Source organism: Kitasatospora brasiliensis, assembly GCF_032654805.1.
GTDB lineage: Bacteria > Actinomycetota > Actinomycetes > Streptomycetales > Streptomycetaceae > Kitasatospora > Kitasatospora brasiliensis.
Genome location: NZ_JAUOOW010000001.1, coordinates 690,896 through 709,536, shown reverse-complemented (window position 1 = coordinate 709,536; position 18,641 = coordinate 690,896). Strand labels below are relative to the sequence as shown.

Genomic DNA, 18,641 nt, shown 5'->3' with positions numbered 1-18,641 from the left:
TTCAGACCGCCGCCGTCGGGATCGTCAGTCTGCCGTCCCGCACCTCGGCGATCTGGTCGACGGCCGTCAGATGGGTGCGGTCGTGGGTGACCAGGACGGTCGCGGTGGCGCGGCGGTGGGTGAGCTCGGTGAGCAGGTCCAGGACGGCGGCGCCGCGTTCGTGGTCGAGAGCGCTGGTGGGTTCGTCCACCAGGAGCACGGTCGGGTCGTTCATCAGGGCGCGGGCGATGTTGACCCGCTGGCGCTGGCCGCCGGAGAGCTGGTGCGGGCGGCGGGCGGCCTGGTCGCGCAGGCCGACGGCGTCCAGGAGCTCCAGGGCGCGGGGCAGGGCGCTGCGCGGGGCGCGGCCGTCCAGGTGGGCCATCACCTGGAGCTGCTCCACGGCGGTGAGCGAGGGCAGCAGGTTGGCCTGCTGGAAGACGATGCCGATCCTGGTGCGGCGCAGCGCGGTGAGGTCGGCCCGGCCGAGGCCCGCGGTGTCGGTGCCGTCGATCACGACCTGCCCGGAGTCCGGGGTGATCAGGGTGGCGGCCACCGCCAGCAGGCTGGACTTGCCGGAGCCGGACGGGCCGACGACGGCCGTGACCGAGCCCTTGGGGACGGTCAGCGAGACCTCGTCCAGGGCGGTGAGCCGGCCGTCGCCGTCCGGGTAGGTCAAGGTGATGCGGTCGAGCATGAGAGTCATCGGGCACTCCCCAGGGCGGTCAGCGGGTCGACGGAGGTGATCCGGCGGATGGACAGGGCCGCGCCGATCGCGCCGAGGGCGATCATGACGGTGGCGGGCAGCAGGAGGGTCGGGGCGTCCAGCACGAAGGGGACGGCGGAGCCGATCAGAGCCCCGGCGCCGAGGGCGATCGCGGTGCCGAGGACGGTGCCGAGCACCAGCAGCAGGACGGCCTGGCCGAGGGCGTCGCGCAGCAGGTAGCGGGTGGAGGCGCCGAGGGCCTTGAGGACGGCGATGTCGCCGCTGCGCTGGATCGTCCAGACGGTGAAGAACGCGCCGATCACCAGGGCCGAGATGGCGAACAGGAAGCCGCGCATCAGCTGGAGGGAGCCGTTCTCCGAGGTGTACGAGCCGATCGCGGTGAGGGCGTCGTCGCGGGTGCGGGTCTCGGTGCCGTGGCGGGCGTCGGCGGCGGCGAGGTCGGCGCCCTTCGCGGTGTCGAGCGCGATGACGGTGGCGTGGCCGGCGCCGCCGGGGGCGGCCTGCTGCCAGTCGCCGAGGCTGGTCCAGATCACCGGGGTGTGGCTGTACGCGGCGTCGCCCTCGACGGCGGAGACCCGCAGCGGGTGCCCGGCCAGGGTGAACTCGGCGCCGGGGGTGAGGCCGCCCAGGTTCTCGGCGGCGGTCCTGGACAGCACGGCCTGGCCGGGGGCGATCCGGGCGCCCTTCGGGGCGAGCCCGGAGTCCTCCGGGACGCCGAAGGCGGACAGCGCGGCGGTGCGCCGGCCGGCGGCGGCCTTGGTGGTGGTGATGCCGAGCGGCTGGGCGGAGGTGACGCCGGGCTCGCGGGCCCAGGCCTGCCACTGGTCGGGGGTGACCTGGGAGTCGGTGAAGGAGAGCTTCTGGCCGTCGGCGGGCTTGCCGAACACCAGGTGGTCGGCGGGCAGGCCGGTGATCGCGGAGATGTTCTGCCGGCCGAGTCCGGCGGTCAGCCCGGACAGCAGGCCGACCAGGACGGTGATCAGCACGATGACGGTCCCCATCAGGGCGAACCGGCCCTTGGCGAACCTCAGGTCCCTCCAGGCGACGAACACGCTGGGCCTTTCCTACGAAGCGGACAGGGTGTCTTCCGACGCTTCCACGGTCGTGGACGCAGGGGCCTGGAGGCATCGCGCCGGGGATTGCATCCTGGGCATCAAAGGGCAGACGCGGAGTTCAACCTTTTGATTGATGCCCGGCTGTCGGCGCCGACTTAGGCTGGACGGATGGCGACCGAACGATCCAGAACCACCCCCGTCGCCCGCGTCCTCCAGGTCTGCCTGCACCTGCTCGTGGCGGGCCTCCTCGCGCTCGCCGTCGCCCGGGCCGTCTTCGTCGACCACAGCGGCGATCCGGCCGCCGTCGGCGCCGCGGCCACCGCGATGGCCGCCGTCTACACCGTCGGGCCGCAGCTGGCCGCCGTCCGCCGCTTGCGCCGGGCGGCCGCGCTCTGGCTGGCGCTGCTCGGCGTCACCTGGGCGGGCGTGCTGCTCGCCACCCAGGACGGGGTCTGGCTGGCGTTCCCGCTGTACTTCCTGGAGCTGCACCTGCTGGGGCGGCGCGGCGGGCCGGTGGCCGTCGCGCTGACCGCCGTCGGGGCGATCACCGCGTGGTCCTGGCACCAGCACAGCTTCAGCCTCGCCGCCTCGATCGGGCCCGCGCTCGGCGCGGCCGTCGCCACCGCCACCGTGCTCGGCTACCAGGCGCTGTACCGGGAGAGCGAGGAGCGGCGCCGGCTGATCGACGAGCTGACCGCCGCCCGCGCCGACCTCGCCTCCGCCCACCACGCGGCCGGGGTGCTGGCCGAGCGCGAGCGGCTCGCCCGGGAGATCCACGACACCCTCGCACAGAGCCTCAGCTCCATCCAGCTGCTGCTGCGGGCCGCCCAGCGGGCGCTGCCCGAGCGCACCGAGGCGGCCGCCGGGTACGTCGAGCAGGCGCGGCAGGCCGCCCAGGACAACCTGGACGAGGCCCGGCGGTTCGTCCGGGCGCTGACCCCGCCCTCGCTGGACGGCGATCCGCTGCCGGTCGCGCTGGAGCGGCTGTGCGCGACGACGACGGCGCACGGCGCGCTGCCCGTCCACCTGCACGTCTCCGGCGACCCGCTCCGGCTGCCGGCCGCGCAGGAGGTCGCGCTGCTGCGGATCGCGCAGTCGGCGCTCGGCAACACCGTCCGGCACGCGGGGGCCACCCGGGCGGAGGTGACACTCAGCTACATGGAGGGCGAGGTGGCGTTGGACGTGGTCGACGACGGGGACGGGTTCGATCCGGCCGTGGTCGCGGGCCGCACCAGCGAGGAGGGCGGCTTCGGGCTGCCCTCGATGCGGGCCCGGGCGCGGGCGCTCGGCGGCAGCTTCACGGTGGAGTCGGCGCCCGGGCAGGGCACGGCGGTGGCGGTGCAGCTGCCGGCCGGCGCGGAGGCGGGCCAGTGATCCGGCTGCTCATCGCGGACGACCACCCGGTGGTGCGGGCCGGGCTGCGGGCGGTGTTGGAGTGCGAGTCGGACTTCGCCATCGTGGCGGAGGCGGCCACCGCCGAGCGGGCCGTCGAGCTGGCGGCGGAGCCGGGCGTGGACGTGGTGCTGATGGACCTCCAGTTCGGGCCCGGTTCGGCGATGAACGGGGCGCAGGCCACCGCGGCGATCACCGCCAGGGCGGGCGCGCCGCGGGTGCTGGTCGTCACCACCTACGACACCGACGCGGACACCCTGCCGGCCCTGGAGGCGGGCGCCACCGGCTACCTGCTGAAGGACGCGCCGCCGGAGGAGCTGGCCCAGGCCGTACGGGCCGCGGCGGCCGGGCGCAGCGCGCTGGCGCCCAGCGTGGCGGACCGGCTGCTGGAGCGGATGCGGACGCCGGCGGCGGCGCTCAGCGCCCGGGAGACCGAGGTGCTGGGGCTGGTCGCGGACGGGCTGACCAATCAGCAGATCAGCCAGCGGCTGCACCTGAGCCAGGCCACGGTGAAGTCCCATCTGGTGCACATCTACACCAAGTTGGGGGTGGACTCGCGTACGGCGGCGGTCCGGGAGTCGCGGCGGCGGGGGCTGATCCGCCGAGCGTAGAGTGGGCCGTCCCGTACCTGAGGAGACCCCCGATGGCCGTCCGTGTCCCTGACCTCGCCGTACCCGTGATCGGCGCCCCGATGGCGGGCGGTCCTTCGACGCCCGAGCTGGTGGTGGCGGTGAACCGGGCCGGCGGGCTGGGGTTCCTGGCCGCCGGGATGAAGTCCGCCGCCGCGATGGCCGAGCAGATCGCCGAGGTCCGGAAGACGACCGATCGGCCGTTCGGGGTGAACCTCTTCGTGCCGGGCGAGCCCGGGGACGGCGCGGCCGTCGCGGCCTACCGGGAGCGGCTGCGGCCGGAGGCCGAGCAGTGGGGCGTGACGCTGCCGGAGGAGGTCGGGCCGGACCGGGACGACTGGGAGGCCAAGCTCGCCGCGCTGGTCGCGGACCCGGTGCCGGTGGTCTCGTACACCTTCGGGCTGCCGACGGCCGAGGAGGCGGCGGCGCTGCGGGCGGTCGGGACGGCCCAGGTCGCCACCGTCACCACGCCGCAGGAGGCACGCGACGCCGAGGCCGTCGGGATGGACGCGCTCTGCGTGCAGGGCCCGGAGGCCGGCGGGCACCGGGGCACCCACCGGGTGACGGACCGGCCGGGAGAGCTGCCGCTGCTCCGACTGCTGCCCGCCGTACGGGAGGTGACGGCGCTGCCGCTGATCGCCGCGGGCGGGCTCGGCGACGGCGCGGCCATCGCGGCGGCGCTGCGGGCGGGGGCGGCGGCGGTGCAGCTGGGCACGGCGCTGCTGCGCTCCGACGAGTCCGGTGCCCCGGCCGCCCACCAGGACGCGCTCGTGGAACTCCCGGAGACGGCCGTCACCCGCGCCTTCACCGGCCGCCCGGCCCGCGGCCTGCGCAACGCCTTCATCGACCGCTACGGCCCGTACGCCCCGCCCGCCTACCCCGAGGTCAACCGCCTCACCACCCCCTTGCGCGTCGCGGCCGCCCGCCGGGGCGACACCGCCGCCATGCACCTGTGGGCCGGTACCGCCCACCTGCTGGCCCGTACCGGCCCGGCGGAGGCCATCGTCACCGACCTGTGGGGCGCGGCGCGCGGGGCGTGAGCCAGGGCGGGTCTCAGTCCAGCAGCTCGGCCATCCAGGATTCGACGGCGTCGGCGGTGCGGGGCAGGGCGCTCGACATCAGGTGGGCGCCGTCCGCGGTGATGACCAGATCGTCCTCGATGCGGATGCCGAGGCCGCGGAGTTCGGCGGGGAGGGTCTCGTCGTCGGGCTGGAGGTAGAGGCCGGGTTCGACGGTGAGGACCATGCCCTCCTCCAGGGTGCCGTCGAGGTAGCGGTCGGCGCGGGACTTGGCGCAGTCGTGGTAGTCGAGGCCGAGCATGTGGCCGCTGCCGCAGAGGGTGTAGCGGCGGTACAGGCCGTTGTCCTCGGCGAGGGCCTCCTCGGCGGAGACGGGCAGGACGCCCCAGTCGGCGAGGCCCTCGGCGATGACCCGCATGGCGGCGCGGTGGAAGTCGCGGAACCGCGCCCCCGGGCGCAGCGCGGCGATGCCGGCGCTCTGGGCGGCGAGGACGAGGTCGTAGGCCTGGCGCTGGACCGGGGTGAAGGTGCCGCTGAGCGGCAGGGTGCGGGTGATGTCGGCGGCGTAGAGGGTGTCGGTCTCGACGCCGGCGTCCAGCAGCAGCAGGGAGTTCGGGTCGAGGGCGCCGTCGTTGCGGATCCAGTGCAGGACGCAGGCGTGGGCGCCGGAGGCGGCGATGGTGGTGTAGGAGGTGCCGTTGCCCTCGGCGCGGGCGCGCAGGTCGAAGACGCCCTCGATCCAGCGTTCGCCGCGGTGGTGGCGCAGGGCGGTGGGCAGGGCGCGGACGACGTCCTCGAAGCCGGTGGTGGTGTGGTCGACGGCCAGTTGCAGCTGGCCGATCTCCCACTCGTCCTTGACCAGGCGCAACTCGGCGAGGACGGCGGCCAGTTCGCCGTCCGCCGCGGTGGGGCCGCGCCGTTCGGTGGCCTCGTCGACCAGCGGGTCGGTGTCGGCCAGCACCCGGGTGGGCGGCTGCGGGCCGGAGAGCAGCTTGCCGAGGTCGTCGAGGTGCTCGGTGCGTACCCCGGTGAGCCGGGCCGCCTCGGCGAGGTCGGGCCGGGGGCCGACCCAGAACTCGCCGTAGCGGCGGTCGCGGTAGAACTCGCCGCCGTCGCGCGGGGAGCGGGGCCGCAGGTAGAGGACCGGCTCGTGGCCCTCGGGGCCGGCCGGTTCGAGGACCAGCACGTGGTCGGCCTGGTCCTCGCCGGTGAGGCCGGTGAGCCAGACGTACGCGCTGTGCGGGCGGAAGCGGTAGTCGAGGTCGTTGCAGCGGACCTTGAGCCGGCCGGCCGGGACGATCAGCCGCTCGCCGGGGAAGGCGGCGCAGAGCCGGGCGCGGCGGCCGGGGAAGCGGTCGTAGCCGGGGACGCGTCGATCGGCGGGGAGCGGGGTGGCGCTCCAGTGGGAGCCCATGAACGAGGCGAGGGCGGGGGAGACCGGGAGGTCGTGGCTCCCGGTGTTGAGGCCGGTCGGGGGCAGGTTCACCGGTGAACTCCTGGGCGGGAAGGGGGAGATGCGCGGGGCACGGACACAGCTCGGTAACGGGTGGCGCCACCTCTTGTGCAGTGCAATTTCACATTACTATGTTACTGATCATCCGGTGGGACGGCCCACTGCTTTCCGGAAGTCACCGACCTCCGGAGGGTCGGGTCGCGCCGGACCCCCGGTCGGACGCGGCGGGGAACCCTGCGAGGGCCGCGTCCGACCGGGCCCGCCCGGGTGCCCCTCCGGGCGGGCCCGCTCACTCCTCGGCGGGCAGCAGCCCGTCCTCCGGCAGCAGCCGGCGCGGCCCCGGGCCCTCGGCGGCCAGTTCGTCGCCCGGGTTGAGCACCCGGCAGCGGCGCAGCGACACGCAGCCGCAGCCGATGCAGCCGGTCAGCTCGCCCTCCAGCCGCTCCAACTCGACCCGGCGGGCGCGCAGCTGCTCGGCCCAGCGCCGGGAGATGCGCTCCCAGTCGTGCTTGCCGGGCATCCGGTCCTCGGGTAGTCCGGTGAAGACCTCGGCGACCTCGGAGAGCGGAATGCCGAGCCGCTTGGCGACCAGGATCAGCGAGATCCGGCGCAGCACGTGCCGCCGGTAGCGCCGCTGGTTGCCCGTGGTGCGCTCGGAGGAGATCAGCCCCTGCTCCTCGTAGAAACGCACGGCCGACGTGGCGATCCCGGCCCGCCGGGCCACCTCGCCGACGCTCAGCAGATCGACCGGGGCGGTGGTCATGGCGGCTCCTTGACTTCAAGTTCTCTTGAAGTCCTAGCGTACCGGACGTGACCGAATCGACTGCCGTCAAGAGCGACACCGACCATGCCGAGCTGGGCAGTTACCCGGCTGAGGTCTCGCACGCGGGGGCCTCCGGTGGGTGGCGCGAACTCTTCTCCCGTCGGTACGCCGCGGCCGCCTCGATCCTGGCGGGCGGCGTCGCGCTGTACGCGATGAACCTCTACCTCACCGCCGCGCTGATGCCCTCGATCGTGGCCGGCATCGGCGGCGAGCGGTACTACGCGTGGGTGGCCACCGGCTTCCTGATGGCCGCCGTCATCGCCTCGATGCTGGTCAGCCGGCTGCTGGACCGCCTCGGCGCCGCCCGGGCGTACGTGCTCGGCTTCCTGGTCTTCGGCGCCGGAGCGGTGGTCAACGCGCTCAGCCCGTCGATGGCGGCGCTGATCCTCGGCCGGGTGGTGCAGGGCCTCGGCGGCGGGCTGGTGGCCGGGCTCGGCTACGCCGTGATCCGCGGCGCGCTGCCGGAGCGGCTGTGGACCCGGGCGGCCGGACTGGTCTCCGCTATGTGGGGCGTCGGCACCCTGGTCGGGCCGTCGCTGGGCGGGCTCTTCGCCCAACTCGGCGCCTGGCGCTGGGCGTACGTCCTGCTGCTGGCCGCCGCGCTGGTGCTGGCGGTGCTGGCCCGCCGGGTGCTGCCCGGGCCCTCCGGCAACGCCGGGGAGGGAAGCGGCCCGGTGCCCCTGCCCTCGCTGCTGCTGCTCACCCTGGCCGCGGCCGCCTTCAGCGTCAGCTCCACCGTGCCGAGCGGCTGGCCGACGGCGCTCTGCCTGCTCACCGGACTGGGCCTGCTGGTGGGCTTCGTGGCGGTCGAACGGCGCGCGTCGGCGACGGTGCTGCCGCAGCGGACCTACCGGGCCGGCAGCCCGCTGAAGTGGCTCTACCTGACCGTGGCGGTGCTCTGCGCGGGCGTCGTGGCGGAGAACTTCATCCCGCTGTTCGGCCAGCAGCTGGGCGGCCTCGGCCCGCTGGTGGCCGGGTTCCTGGGCGCCGCGATCTCGGCCGGCTGGACGGCCGCCCAGCTGTTCAGCGTCGGGATCGAGTCGGCGCGCGGCCGGGCCGCGGCGATCCGCACCGCCCCGCTGGTGCTGGTCGGCGGCCTGCTGCTGTACGGGCTGACCCAGACCGGGCACGCCTCCGGGCTCCGGGTGCTGCTCTGGGCGGTGGCGCTGTTCGGCGCCGGCACCGGGATCGGGCTGGCCTTCCCGCACCTGAGCGTGGCCGCGATGCGCAGCAGCAGCGACCCGGCCGAGGGCGGCAAGGCGGCCGCGGCGATCAACACCACCCAGCTGATCGCCTTCTCGGTGACCTCGGCGCTGGCCGGCACCCTGGTCAACCTGGGCGCCGACAGCCCGGTCGACTCGGCCCGGTACATGACCTTCGGGATCGCGGCGATCACCGTCCTCGGGATGCTGACCGCCGCCCGCACCGCCCGCGCCCTGGGGCGCTGAGGCCGGGCACAGCCCGCGCCCTGGGGCGCTGAGGCCGGGCAAGGAAGCCGGCCCCGGGTCCCTTTTCGTCGGGGGGATCCGGGGCCTTTCGCGGGACGGCGCACCGGTCAACGGATCGCGCGGTCGGCGGGGGAGACACCGCACGGCCCGGCCAGTAGCCTCTCCGTGACCTGTCACACGCCGTTCCAGGTGCCGGCCGGCGTCGGCCGACGGCACCTCAGCCAGCGGAGGAAGCCGTGATCGAGGACCCGCGGACCGTCGAACCCCCGGCCCCGCTGCCGGCCGCCGACGGGCTGTTCAGCGTGTCGCCGCACGCGGCGCACCTGAACCACGGCTCGTTCGGCGCCGTGCCCGTCCCCGTCCAGCGGGTGCAGGAGCGGCTGCGCGTCGAGCACGAGCAGGACCCGGACGGCTTCTTCGCCGACCTCCCGGCCCGGGTCGCCGCCGCCCGTACCCTGATCGCCGCCGAACTGGAGACCGACCCGGACCGGCTCGCGTTCGTCCCCAACGTCACCGAGGCGGTCGCGATCGCCCTGGCCAGCATCCCGCTCGCGCCCGGCGACCGGATCCTGGTCACCGACCACGGCTACGGCTCGGTGGTCCAGGCCGCGGCCCGCCGGGCCGCCGAGACCGGCGCCGAGGTGGTGGTGGCCCCGGTGCCGCTGGACGCCCCGGACGAGCACGCCGTCCGCGAGGCGGTGCTCGCCGCCGTCGACGAGCGCGTCACCGTCGCCGTCCTGGACCAGCTCACCTCGCCCACCGCCCGCCTGGTGGCCGGCCCGGCCCTGCTCGCCGAACTGCGCGCCCGCGGCGTGACCACCGTGGTGGACGGCGCCCACGCCCCCGGCATGCTGCCCGCCCCGATCGACCCGAACGCCGACTTCTGGTTCGGCAACCTGCACAAGTGGGCCTTCGCCCCGCGCGCCACCGGGGTGCTCGCCGTCCGCCCCGAGTGGACCGGCCGGGTGCGCCCGCTGGCCCTGTCCTGGGAGCACGACAAGGGCTTCCCCTACAGCGTCGAGTGGCGCGGCACCTGCGACTACACGCCCTGGCTGGCCGCCCCGGCCGGCTTCGCGCTGCTGCGCGAGCTCGGGCACCCGGCGGTGACCGCGCACAACACCGCGCTCGCCGCGTACGGCCTCCGGACGCTGGTCGAACGGACCGGCCTGGAGCCGCTGCCCGCGACGGCCGGGGTGTGGATGCGCACCGTCCGGCTGCCGGCCGGGCACGGCGAGACCGAGGCGCAGGTGCGGGAGCTGATGGCCGAGGTGTGGCAGCGGCTCGGCACCCGGATCGCCGTCCGCCCGTGGGCCGGCGGCGGGGTGCTGCGGGTCAGCGCGCAGCTGTACAACCGGCCGGCGGAGTACGAGCGGCTGGCGGACGGGCTGGCGGAGCTGCTGAAGGGCTGAGGCGGCGGGGTGGGAGCCCGTCGGACCGGGGCGCTCACCGTCGCGTTCCGTCGCGCCCCGTCGCTCACCGTCGCGCCGAAAAAGGGTGCTATCGATGTCAGCCCTCCCGGGTAACCTCTGGCTGAGATGCGAGATCACACCAACCACACCCGGACGGCGATGAACACCCCCCAGCCAGAGCCCCAGGACGACCAGGAGCTCAGCCCCGCCGAGGCGTACGCGGCCAGCCGTCGCCGGGCCAAGGAGCAGGCCACCGCCCTGTACGGCTTCCAGCAGCTGTACGACTTCCCGCTCGACGACTTCCAGGTGGAGGCCTGCGAGACGCTGGAGGCCGGCTCCGGCGTCCTGGTCGCCGCCCCCACCGGCTCCGGGAAGACCATCGTCGGCGAGTTCGCCGTGCACCTGGCCCTGGCCGCCGGCCGCAAGTGCTTCTACACCACGCCGATCAAGGCGCTCTCCAACCAGAAGTACGGGGACCTGGTCAAGCGCTACGGCGCCGCCAAGGTCGGCCTGCTCACCGGCGACAACAGCGTCAACGGCGACGCCCCCGTGGTGGTGATGACCACCGAGGTGCTGCGCAACATGCTCTACGCGGGCTCCAGCACCCTCGACGGCCTCGGCTACGTCGTGATGGACGAGGTGCACTACCTCGCCGACCGCTTCCGCGGCGCCGTCTGGGAGGAGGTCATCATCCACCTCCCCGAGTCGGTCACCCTCGTCTCGCTCTCCGCGACCGTCTCCAACGCCGAGGAGTTCGGCGACTGGCTGGACACCGTCCGCGGCGGCACCAAGGTGATCGTCTCCGAGACCAGGCCGGTGCCGCTGTGGCAGCACGTGATGGCCGGCAACCGGATGTACGACCTGTTCGCCGACCCCGACCGTGACGGCCGCCCCAAGAACAACCTGAAGAACCCCGGCAAGGCCGTCAACCCCGAACTGGTCCGGCTCGCCCGCTCCGAACTCGACCGCAACCCGCGCGACCGCTTCGGCCGCGGCCGGGGCCGCTCGATGCCCAACGGCCGCCCCGGCCGGGTCTGGACGCCGGGCCGGGTGGACGTCATCGACCGGCTCGACGCCGAGGGCCTGCTGCCCGCGATCACCTTCATCTTCAGCCGGGCCGGCTGCGAGGCCGCCGTCCAGCAGTGTCTCAGCTCCGGGCTGCGGCTCAACAAGGACTCCGACCGGGCCCTGGTCCGCGCCATCGTCGAAGAGCGCTGCGCCGACATCCCGGACGAGGACCTGCACGTCCTCGGCTACTTCGAGTGGCTGGACGGGCTGGAGCGCGGCATCGCCGCCCACCACGCCGGGATGCTGCCCCGGTTCAAGGAAGTGGTCGAGGAGCTCTTCGTGAAGGGCCTGGTCAAGGCCGTCTTCGCGACCGAGACCCTGGCGCTCGGCATCAACATGCCCGCCCGCTCGGTGGTCATGGAGAAGCTCGTCAAGTGGAACGGCGAGACCCACGCCGACATCACCCCCGGCGAGTACACCCAGCTCACCGGCCGGGCCGGGCGGCGCGGCATCGACGTCGAGGGCCACGCCGTGGTGCTCTGGCAGCGCGGCCTCGACCCGGAGGCCCTGGCCGGCCTGGCCGGCACCCGCACCTACCCGCTGAAGTCCTCGTTCCGGCCCTCGTACAACATGGCCGTCAACCTGGTCTCCCAGTTCGGCCGGCACCGTTCGCGCGAGCTGCTGGAGACGTCCTTCGCCCAGTTCCAGGCGGACCGCTCGGTGGTCGGCATCGCCCGCCAGGTGCAGCGCAACGAAGAGGGGCTGGAGGGCTACCGCGAGTCGATGACCTGCCACCTCGGCGACTTCGACGCGTACATGGAGCTGCGCCGCAAGCTCAAGGACCGCGAGAACGAGCTCGCCAGGGAGGGCACCAGCCAGCGCCGCGCGGCCGCCGCCGAATCGATCGAGCAGCTCAAGCCGGGCGACGTCATCCACGTCCCCACCGGCAAGTTCGCCGGCCTCGCCCTGGTCCTCGACCCGGGCCTGCCGCCGGTCAACCGCACCGGCCGGGGCGGCCCGCGCCACCCCGACTTCCAGGACGGCCCGCGCCCGGTGGTGCTCACCGCCGAGCGGCAGGTCAAGCGGCTCGCCATGATCGACTTCCCGTACCCGGTCGTCGCGATCGAGCGGCTGCGCATCCCCAAGTCCTTCAACCCGCGCAGCCCGCAGTCCCGGCGCGACCTCGCCTCGGCGCTGCGCACCAAGGCCGGCCACCTGGAGCCCGAGCGGTTCCGGCGCGGCCGCGCGGCCGCCGCCGACGACCCGGAGATCACCCGGCTGCGCGCCGAACTGCGCCAGCACCCCTGCCACGGCTGCTCCGACCGCGAGGACCACGCCCGCTGGTCCGAGCGCTACCACCGGCTGCACCGCGACACCGAGCTGCTGGAACGCCGGATGCGCTCGCGCACCCACACCATCGCCCGCACCTTCGACCGGGTCTGCGCGCTGCTCACCGACCTCGGCTACCTCAGCGGGGACGCCGTCACCGACGACGGCAAGCGGCTCGGCCGGCTCTACGGCGAACTCGACCTGCTCGCCTCCGAATGCATCCGCGAAGGCGTCTGGAGCGGCCTCGCCGCCGCCGAACTCGCCGCCTGCGCCTCGGCGTTGGTGTACGAGGCGCGCCAGGCCGACGACGCCGGCGCCCCCCGGGTGCCGGAGGGCGCGGCCAAGGAGGCGCTCGGCAAGATGGTCCGGATCTGGGGCCACCTGGACGCCCTGGAAGAGCAGCACCGGATCAACACCGCCGAGGGTGTCGGCCAGCGCGAACCCGACCTCGGCTTCGCCTGGGTCGCCTACCGCTGGGCGCTCGGCCACAACCTCGACCAGGTCCTGCGCGACGCCGACATGCCGGCCGGCGACTTCGTCCGCTGGACCAAGCAGCTGATCGACGTCCTCGGCCAGATCCAGGACGCCGCCGGCGAGGACGCCGAGCTCCGCAAGACCGCCCGCAAGGCCGTCGACAGCCTCCGCCGCGGCATCATCGCCTACTCCTCCGTGGGCTGACCGAACACCCGCAAGGGGCCCGCCCGTTCACCCGAACGTGCGGGCCCCTTCCGCATGCCCTCCCGGCGACCCGAGAGGGGGAGCCGCCAGGCCTGCGGCCATGGCGGCTCCCCACCCCCTTCTTGTCGGCGCCGCTTCGGCGGGCCGAAGCAGCAACGGATTTGAGTGACGTTGCGCAGGAAGTCGGTTCAGCCGACTTCCTGCGATGAACCGAATCTCCGTACTTGACCTGAGTGTCCTCGCTCGTCCCGAGTGAGGGCGCTCAGGGCGTCGGGGACGTCGGGGGCGTCGGGGCGAAGTAATCGCGGAGCATCTCGGTGGCCAAGCAGGTTGCCGCACCTCTCCGCGCGGACCGAACTCCTCGAACCAGGGCTTCACTTCGAGCACCGGGGTGCCGTCGATGGCATCCAGATCCTCGACGTGGACGTGCCCGACCTCGCGGTCCTCCTCACCGCCGACCCCGACACCGTGCAACGCCGCCTCGCCCGCCGGGGCACCCGGCACCGCTTCGAGCTCGATGCCGCCGCGACCACCCGCGAACTCCGGCTCTACGCCGAGGCCGCCCCCGTGCTCGAACGGCTCGGCTACCGGCTGCACACCGTCGACACCACCCACCTGACTCCCGAGCAGACCGCACAGGCCATCCTGGAAGCGGTCCCGCCTCAAATGATCAACACCAAAATCCCGTACGGGAGTTAGAGAGAACATGAGCACCAGCACCAACCCCGTCGGCGGAGCGGCAGTCGCGCCTCCGGTGGTGGACGTCCACGTCATCCTGCGCACTCCGGACGGCAAGGTCCTGCTGTCCCAACGCGGCGGACCCTACGGTTACGGCCAGTGGCACGCCCCCAGCGGCAAGCTCGATCCGGGGGAGAAGCCGGCCTGCGGGGCCGCCCGTGAGCTGGAGGAGGAGACCGGGATCGCGACCGACCCGGCCTGCCTGTTCCTCGCCTACACCGTCGTGCCCCACCAGGACCCCGGGACCTTGCGGCTCGGGCTGTTCTACCTCGCCACCCGGTGGGAGGGGGAGCCGGTCAACCGTGAGCCGGAGAAGTGCCTGGACTTGCGCTGGTTCACCGAGGACGACCTGCCCGAGGACCTGATCCCCTACCCGGCCGCCGGAATCCGCGGCGCCCTCACCGACCCCGGCGGCCTGACCCACCACGGCTGGCCGGCCGCGTAGTGGTCGGGGAGTAGGAAGTCGGGCGGGCCGACTTCCTACTCCCCGGTGGCGTCGAGGCGGCGGACGAGGGCGCGGAGGGCGCGGAGTTCGTGGTCGAGGGCTTCGGCGCCGCGGGGGGTGAGGGAGATCCAGGTGCGGGGGCGGCGGCCGACGTAGCCCTTGGAGAGGGTGATGAGGCCGGAGTCCTCCAGGACCTTGAGGTGGCGGGACAGGTTGCCGTCGGTGGCGCCCAGCTGCTCCTTGAGGAAGCCGAACTCGACCCGGTCGGCCTCCCGGGCGATGGCCAGGATGCCCAGCCGGACCCGCTGGTGGACGGTGTCGTCCAGGGCCAGGGTCGGGTGCTGTTCCTCGGCTTCGTCGGCAACGCTCATGGAGCGACCGTACGGGATGCCCCCGCTGTGCGGCGGGCCGCCGTCCACTGCGCCAGTCCGGTGGCGAGCAGGACCGCGGCCAGCAGCAGGGCCTTCGGCTGCGGGCCGTCGCTCCAGCCGCCGTCGCCCCGGTCGAGCCAGGGGAGCCAGCCGCTTTCCCAGGGGGCCGCGAGGTAAGCGGTGAGCAGTGCGGTGTGGAGGAGTCCGGCGGAGGCGACCAGGGGGCTGCGCTCGGTCAGTCCGAGGGCGGTCAGGCCGATGCCGACCACGTACCAGGGGGAGGCGTAGGTGTTCCCGAGGAGCGTCAGGAGGAACGGCACACGGTTCGCGGAGAGCAGGGCGAGCAGCACCGCGGGGATCAGGACGCCGATGCCGACCGCGACGGCGACCCAGCTGTTGCGGCGCGGGACGATGCCGCGCGCCTCGCCGCGCCGCCGGTACCAGTGGGCCAGTGCCAGCCAGGCGGCCGGGAGCAGCGCGAACCAGACGCCCCAGGCGAGGAAGCGGAGGATGGCTCCGTCGAACTCGCCGGTCTGGCACGGGCCGTTCAGGTCGTGCGCTACGCAGAGGTCGATGTACTCCGAGTAGGCGAAGGCCGGGTAGGAGTCGACGGACCGTCCGTTGGCGCCGAAGTTGTAGGCCTGGCCGGCGATCGGTACGGCGGCCAGTGCGAGCAGGCCGAACCCGAGCAACGGCACCCCCGAGCCGTGTAGTCGCGTTCGGGCCCGGGCCTGGAGCCCTTCCGTCTCGGTGAGGAGTTCGGACGGGCTGCCCCGGTGAGTTGACTCCATGATCCACCCCTTGTCATGCCGTCATGCTTTGCTGTGCCATGAACTTTGCATCGCAAAGTAGATATCGGTCAAGCTTCCCGGGAACGACGAAGGGCCCGCGCGTTCGGGGCGAACGCGCGGGCCCCTGCGGATGGGCGCGGGTGGGCTCAGCCGGTGGCGAGGGTTTCGAGGAGGCGGGTGAGGGAGGTGCCGAGGCCCCAGCGGGCGGCGAGGGATTCGAGGGTCATGGGGTCGAGGGGCTCGCGGGGGAGGGCGGGGTCGAAGGCGGGGAGGGGGGCGTCGGTGGCGACGCGGACGACCGTGGGGGCGACGTCGAGGTACGCGGCGCCTTCGACGATGTTGCGGCGGCGGGCGGGGGTGAGCCTGGAGGAGAGGTCGAGGGCGGCGGCGCGGATGGCCGGGAGGTCGCCGTACTCGTTGATCAGCTGGGCGGCGGTCTTCTCGCCGATGCCCTTGACGCCGGGCAGGCCGTCGGACGGGTCGCCGCGCAGGGCGGCCATGTCGGCGTACTGGGCGCCGCGCACGCCGTACTTCTCCAGCAGCAGCGCGTCGTCGGTGAGCTGGAGGTTGCCCATGCCCTTGACCGGGTAGAGCACGGTGATCCCGCGGGCGTCGTCGACCAGTTGGAAGAGGTCGCGGTCGCCGGTGACGATCTGCACCGGCCCGGTGGCGCGGGCGGTGAGGGTGCCGATCACGTCGTCCGCCTCGTAGCCGGGGGAGCCGACCCGGGCGATGCCGAGGGCGTCCAGCACCTGCTCGATCACCGGGACCTGCGGGGCCAGCGTGTCGGGCACTTCCTCCTCGCCGTCCTCGGCCGCCTCGGCGACCCGGTGGGTCTTGTAGGAGGGGACGAGGTCCACCCGCCACTGGGGGCGCCAGTCGGCGTCCATGCAGGCGACGAGCTGGTCGGGGCGGTGGTCGTGGACCAGCCGGGCGATGAAGTCCAGCAGGCCGCGGACGGCGTTGACCGGCTCACCCTGCGGCGAGCGCAGGGTGTCCGGTACGCCGTAGTAGGCCCGGAAGTACAGGCTGGCGGAGTCGAGCAGCATCAGTCGCGGTGCGGTCACGCCTCAGATCATGCCGCATGGGGGTGACGAGGAAGCGCTTCTCAGTGCTCGTGCGGGCCCGCGCGGTGCACCGGGCCGTGGGCCTCGCCGCAGTGGTCGGAAGCGGGGGCGGCGGAGGAGGCGGAGGACGAGTCGACGGGCCCGGCGATCTGGAGCAGCGCGCCGGCCTCGTCCTCGCCGACGTGGTCGACCTGGAGGGTGGAGTGGGTGATGCCGTACTCGCCCGCGAGCCGGCGCTGCAAGGACCGCCGCACCGCGTGGCAGTCGCCGCCGGGGGTGACCAGGATGTGCGCGGACAGGGCGGGCTGGCCGGAGGTGATCTCCCAGATGTGCAGGTCGTGGATCTCCTCGACCAGCGGTTCGGTGACCATCCGGTCGGCCACCGTGTCCGGGTCGATCCCGGCGGGGGCGGCTTCCAGGAAGATCCGCCCGGAGTCCCGGACCAGCGCGATGCCGGCCTTGAGCATCAGCGCGACGACGATCAGCGAGGCGATCGCGTCGGCCCGGGCGAAGCCGGTGGTCAGGACGACCAGGCCGGCGACGGCGGTGGCGATGAAGGCGTAGAGGTCGGTCAGGACGTGCTGGAAGGCGCCTTCGACGTTCAGCGAGCTGCGGTTGGCCTTGGACATGCACCAGGTGGCCGCGAGGTTGACCACGATCCCGACCAGCGCGGTGATCAGCACCAGCGAGCCGGTGACCTGCGGCGGCTCCAGCAGCCGGGTGACCGCCTCGTAGCCCAGCCAGGCGGACAGCACCAGCAGGGTCACCCCGTTGGCCTGGGCGGAGAGGATCTCGGCGCGCTTGAGGCCGTAGGTGTAGCCGCCGCGGGCCGGGCGGGCGGCGAGCCGCATGGCGACCAGGGCGAGCACGATCGATGCGGCGTCGGTGAGCATGTGCGCCGCGTCCGAGATCAGCGCCAGGGAGCTGGCGGCGAAGCCGACCACGACCTCGCCGGCCATGAAGACGACGATCAGGGCGAGGGCGCCGAGCAGCCAGCGGCGGTCCGCGTCGGCGGCGACACCGTGCGAGTGGCCGCCGGGCCCGTGGCCATGGCCGTGCCCGTGCCCATGCGCATGTCCGCCGCCGCCGTGCGGGTGCTTGTGGTCATGTGCATGATCATCGTGCGAGTGCTCGTGCCCGGCCATGGAAGTCCTCTCGGGGCGCACGGGTGGGAAAGGGGGCGCGAAGCGACCGCCCCGCAACCGAAGTGAACCGCAGAATCGACAAAGATCCAAAGGTTGTACTGGTGACCGTTGTCGTTGCCGTCCAAGCGGCCGCACCCGGCGCACTCCGCAGCCGTCGTACGAGCCGAACTCCCGTTCCTGCGCGCCCAGTTGGGCTACCCCAGCGCCAGCGCGTCGAGTGAAGCCGCAGTGGCCGCCCGGACCAGCGCCCGCATCAGCCGCAGATCGTCCCCCTGCTCCGGGTGCCACTGCACCCCGAGCGCGAACCCCGGGCCCTCCACCGCCTCCACCGTCCCGTCCGGAGCGTGGGCGCTCACCCGCAGGCCCGCCCCGAGCCGGTCGACGGCCTGGTGGTGGAAGGTCGGCACGTCCAGTTCGCTCTCCGGCAGCAGCCCGCCCAGCAGCGTCCCCGGCACCGGCCGCACCGGGTGCGAGCCGTAGTGCCCGGGTGCGCCGCCGTGCACGTCGAGGGTCACCACGTCCGGCAGGTGCTGCACCAGCGTCCCTCCGCACACCACGTTCAGGATCTGCATGCCCCGGCAGACCGCCAGCAGCGGCATCCCGGCGGCCAGCGCCGCCCGCAGCAGCGCGACCTCCCAGGCGTCCCGCTCCGGCGAGTCCACCTCGGTCGCCGGATGGGCCGGCTCCCCGTAGTACGCCGGGTCGATGTCCGGCCCGCCCGCGACCACCAGGGCGTCCAGCCGGGCCAGCACCTCGGGCGCGCGCTCCGGGGCGTCCGGCGGCAACAGGACCGCGATCCCGCCGGACTCCCGGATCTGCGCGGTGTACCGCTCGGGCAGCAGGACCACCCGGCGGGCCCGCCAGTCGCTCCAACTCGCGTCCACCAGGTAGGTGCTGACGCCGATCAAAGGCCTGCGATCCATGGCGGGCATTCTCCACCCGAAGCGCCTGATCCACCGTCAGCCACGCCCGCCGGGCGCGCCCGGCGGTCACTCCCGCGGGCCACCCGTGCCGGCTACGCGCGTCCGCACGCCATGGGCGCCCGACATCCGCGTTCGACACCCACCCGCCCTCTTCCGCCCCGTGAGCCGCAGGCCGTACGGTTCGCTGTGACCGCCTGATCTCGAAGAGTGAT

The 18,641-nt window shown here is 73.9% G+C and carries 17 protein-coding genes; 8 read left to right on the top strand and 9 right to left on the bottom strand.

The window, feature by feature from the left end; translation table 11 throughout:
• Position 1: 1 nt before the first annotated feature.
• Together QWJ13_RS03220 and QWJ13_RS03215 are read right to left on the bottom strand one after the other, a co-directional pair.
• Entirely contained in the window at positions 2–685 is a 684-nt protein-coding gene (locus tag QWJ13_RS03220) for an ABC transporter ATP-binding protein (protein ID WP_316520317.1), read from the bottom strand.
• Positions 682–1,758 carry an ABC transporter permease gene (locus QWJ13_RS03215; protein WP_316520315.1) on the bottom strand — a complete coding sequence of 359 codons (1,077 nt, stop codon included), beginning with the start codon at positions 1,756–1,758 and terminating at the stop codon, positions 682–684. The genes QWJ13_RS03220 and QWJ13_RS03215 overlap by 4 nt, the downstream gene beginning before the upstream one ends.
• Positions 1,759–1,929: 171 nt before the next feature.
• On the opposite strand from QWJ13_RS03215, the gene QWJ13_RS03210 reads away from it, so the two are divergent.
• Genes QWJ13_RS03210 through QWJ13_RS03200 form a run of 3 tightly spaced genes read left to right on the top strand, consistent with a single transcriptional unit; the run spans position 1,930 to position 4,822 of the window.
• Positions 1,930–3,135: a sensor histidine kinase gene (locus tag QWJ13_RS03210; RefSeq protein WP_316520314.1), complete on the top strand. Its 1,206-nt coding sequence runs from the start codon at positions 1,930–1,932 to the stop codon at positions 3,133–3,135.
• A complete protein-coding gene (locus tag QWJ13_RS03205) occupies positions 3,132–3,764 on the top strand; it encodes a response regulator transcription factor (RefSeq protein WP_316520312.1) in 633 nt (210 codons plus the stop codon). The genes QWJ13_RS03210 and QWJ13_RS03205 overlap by 4 nt, the downstream gene beginning before the upstream one ends.
• 32 nt (positions 3,765–3,796) lie before the next feature.
• The gene (locus QWJ13_RS03200) at positions 3,797–4,822 is read left to right on the top strand and encodes a nitronate monooxygenase (RefSeq protein ID WP_316520311.1); all 1,026 of its coding nucleotides are present in this window, start codon (positions 3,797–3,799) and stop codon (positions 4,820–4,822) included.
• Positions 4,823–4,835: 13 nt separating this feature from the next.
• On the opposite strand, the gene QWJ13_RS03195 is transcribed toward QWJ13_RS03200, so the two are convergent.
• Together QWJ13_RS03195 and soxR are read right to left on the bottom strand one after the other, a co-directional pair.
• The gene (locus tag QWJ13_RS03195) at positions 4,836–6,287 is read right to left on the bottom strand and encodes an aminopeptidase P family protein (protein ID WP_316520310.1); all 1,452 of its coding nucleotides are present in this window, start codon (positions 6,285–6,287) and stop codon (positions 4,836–4,838) included.
• A 256-nt stretch (positions 6,288–6,543) separates the two neighbouring features.
• Positions 6,544–7,017 carry a redox-sensitive transcriptional activator SoxR gene (gene soxR, locus QWJ13_RS03190; protein WP_316520309.1) on the bottom strand — a complete coding sequence of 158 codons (474 nt, stop codon included), beginning with the start codon at positions 7,015–7,017 and terminating at the stop codon, positions 6,544–6,546.
• Positions 7,018–7,064: 47 nt separating this feature from the next.
• Here soxR and QWJ13_RS03185 point away from each other — a divergent pair, with 47 nt between their 5' ends.
• The 5 genes from QWJ13_RS03185 to QWJ13_RS03165 all read left to right on the top strand — a co-directional run bounded on the left by QWJ13_RS03185 (position 7,065) and on the right by QWJ13_RS03165 (position 14,132).
• Complete coding sequence (locus tag QWJ13_RS03185) at positions 7,065–8,525, top strand: MFS transporter (RefSeq protein WP_316520307.1); 1,461 nt, start codon at positions 7,065–7,067, stop codon at positions 8,523–8,525.
• Positions 8,526–8,761: 236 nt separating this feature from the next.
• A complete protein-coding gene (locus tag QWJ13_RS03180; protein ID WP_316520306.1) occupies positions 8,762–9,934 on the top strand; it encodes an aminotransferase class V-fold PLP-dependent enzyme in 1,173 nt (390 codons plus the stop codon).
• 159 nt (positions 9,935–10,093) lie between these two features.
• Positions 10,094–12,949: a DEAD/DEAH box helicase gene (locus tag QWJ13_RS03175; RefSeq protein WP_316521622.1), complete on the top strand. Its 2,856-nt coding sequence runs from the start codon at positions 10,094–10,096 to the stop codon at positions 12,947–12,949.
• 330 nt (positions 12,950–13,279) lie between these two features.
• A complete protein-coding gene (locus QWJ13_RS03170; RefSeq protein WP_316521740.1) occupies positions 13,280–13,648 on the top strand; it encodes a hypothetical protein in 369 nt (122 codons plus the stop codon).
• A gap of 7 nt (positions 13,649–13,655) precedes the next feature.
• Positions 13,656–14,132, top strand: coding sequence for an NUDIX domain-containing protein (locus tag QWJ13_RS03165; protein WP_316520304.1), 477 nt, complete (start codon positions 13,656–13,658; stop codon positions 14,130–14,132).
• Between the two features lie 35 nt (positions 14,133–14,167).
• Here QWJ13_RS03165 and QWJ13_RS03160 read toward each other — a convergent pair whose 3' ends face one another.
• The 5 genes from QWJ13_RS03160 to QWJ13_RS03140 all read right to left on the bottom strand — a co-directional run bounded on the left by QWJ13_RS03160 (position 14,168) and on the right by QWJ13_RS03140 (position 18,429).
• Complete coding sequence (locus QWJ13_RS03160) at positions 14,168–14,503, bottom strand: winged helix-turn-helix domain-containing protein (protein WP_316520303.1); 336 nt, start codon at positions 14,501–14,503, stop codon at positions 14,168–14,170.
• On the bottom strand, positions 14,500–15,294 hold the full coding sequence (locus tag QWJ13_RS03155) for a hypothetical protein (RefSeq protein WP_316520302.1): 795 nt from the start codon (positions 15,292–15,294) through the stop codon (positions 14,500–14,502). The genes QWJ13_RS03160 and QWJ13_RS03155 overlap by 4 nt, the downstream gene beginning before the upstream one ends.
• A gap of 146 nt (positions 15,295–15,440) precedes the next feature.
• The gene (locus tag QWJ13_RS03150; RefSeq protein ID WP_316521620.1) at positions 15,441–16,343 is read right to left on the bottom strand and encodes a 5'-3' exonuclease; all 903 of its coding nucleotides are present in this window, start codon (positions 16,341–16,343) and stop codon (positions 15,441–15,443) included.
• 59 nt (positions 16,344–16,402) lie between these two features.
• Positions 16,403–17,506, bottom strand: a complete 1,104-nt coding sequence (locus QWJ13_RS03145; protein ID WP_316520301.1) for a cation diffusion facilitator family transporter — start codon at positions 17,504–17,506, stop codon at positions 16,403–16,405.
• Between the two features lie 194 nt (positions 17,507–17,700).
• Positions 17,701–18,429, bottom strand: a complete 729-nt coding sequence (locus QWJ13_RS03140; RefSeq protein WP_316520300.1) for a gamma-glutamyl-gamma-aminobutyrate hydrolase family protein — start codon at positions 18,427–18,429, stop codon at positions 17,701–17,703.
• Between the last annotated feature and the right edge of the window lie 212 nt (positions 18,430–18,641).

What these genes read in the sequence shown, in the direction of transcription:
- QWJ13_RS03155 (WP_316520302.1), bottom strand. Translation starts at nt 15,294, where the DNA reads ATGGAGTCAACTCACCGGGGCAGCCCGTCCGAACTCCTCACCGAGACG.
- QWJ13_RS03165 (WP_316520304.1), top strand. Translation starts at nt 13,656, where the DNA reads ATGAGCACCAGCACCAACCCCGTCGGCGGAGCGGCAGTCGCGCCTCCG.
- QWJ13_RS03160 (WP_316520303.1), bottom strand. Translation starts at nt 14,503, where the DNA reads ATGAGCGTTGCCGACGAAGCCGAGGAACAGCACCCGACCCTGGCCCTG.
- QWJ13_RS03145 (WP_316520301.1), bottom strand. Translation starts at nt 17,506, where the DNA reads ATGGCCGGGCACGAGCACTCGCACGATGATCATGCACATGACCACAAG.
- QWJ13_RS03210 (WP_316520314.1), top strand. Translation starts at nt 1,930, where the DNA reads ATGGCGACCGAACGATCCAGAACCACCCCCGTCGCCCGCGTCCTCCAG.
- QWJ13_RS03140 (WP_316520300.1), bottom strand. Translation starts at nt 18,429, where the DNA reads ATGGATCGCAGGCCTTTGATCGGCGTCAGCACCTACCTGGTGGACGCG.
- QWJ13_RS03220 (WP_316520317.1), bottom strand. Translation starts at nt 685, where the DNA reads ATGACTCTCATGCTCGACCGCATCACCTTGACCTACCCGGACGGCGAC.
- QWJ13_RS03150 (WP_316521620.1), bottom strand. Translation starts at nt 16,343, where the DNA reads ATGCTGCTCGACTCCGCCAGCCTGTACTTCCGGGCCTACTACGGCGTA.
- QWJ13_RS03175 (WP_316521622.1), top strand. Translation starts at nt 10,094, where the DNA reads ATGAACACCCCCCAGCCAGAGCCCCAGGACGACCAGGAGCTCAGCCCC.
- soxR (WP_316520309.1), bottom strand. Translation starts at nt 7,017, where the DNA reads ATGACCACCGCCCCGGTCGATCTGCTGAGCGTCGGCGAGGTGGCCCGG.
- QWJ13_RS03200 (WP_316520311.1), top strand. Translation starts at nt 3,797, where the DNA reads ATGGCCGTCCGTGTCCCTGACCTCGCCGTACCCGTGATCGGCGCCCCG.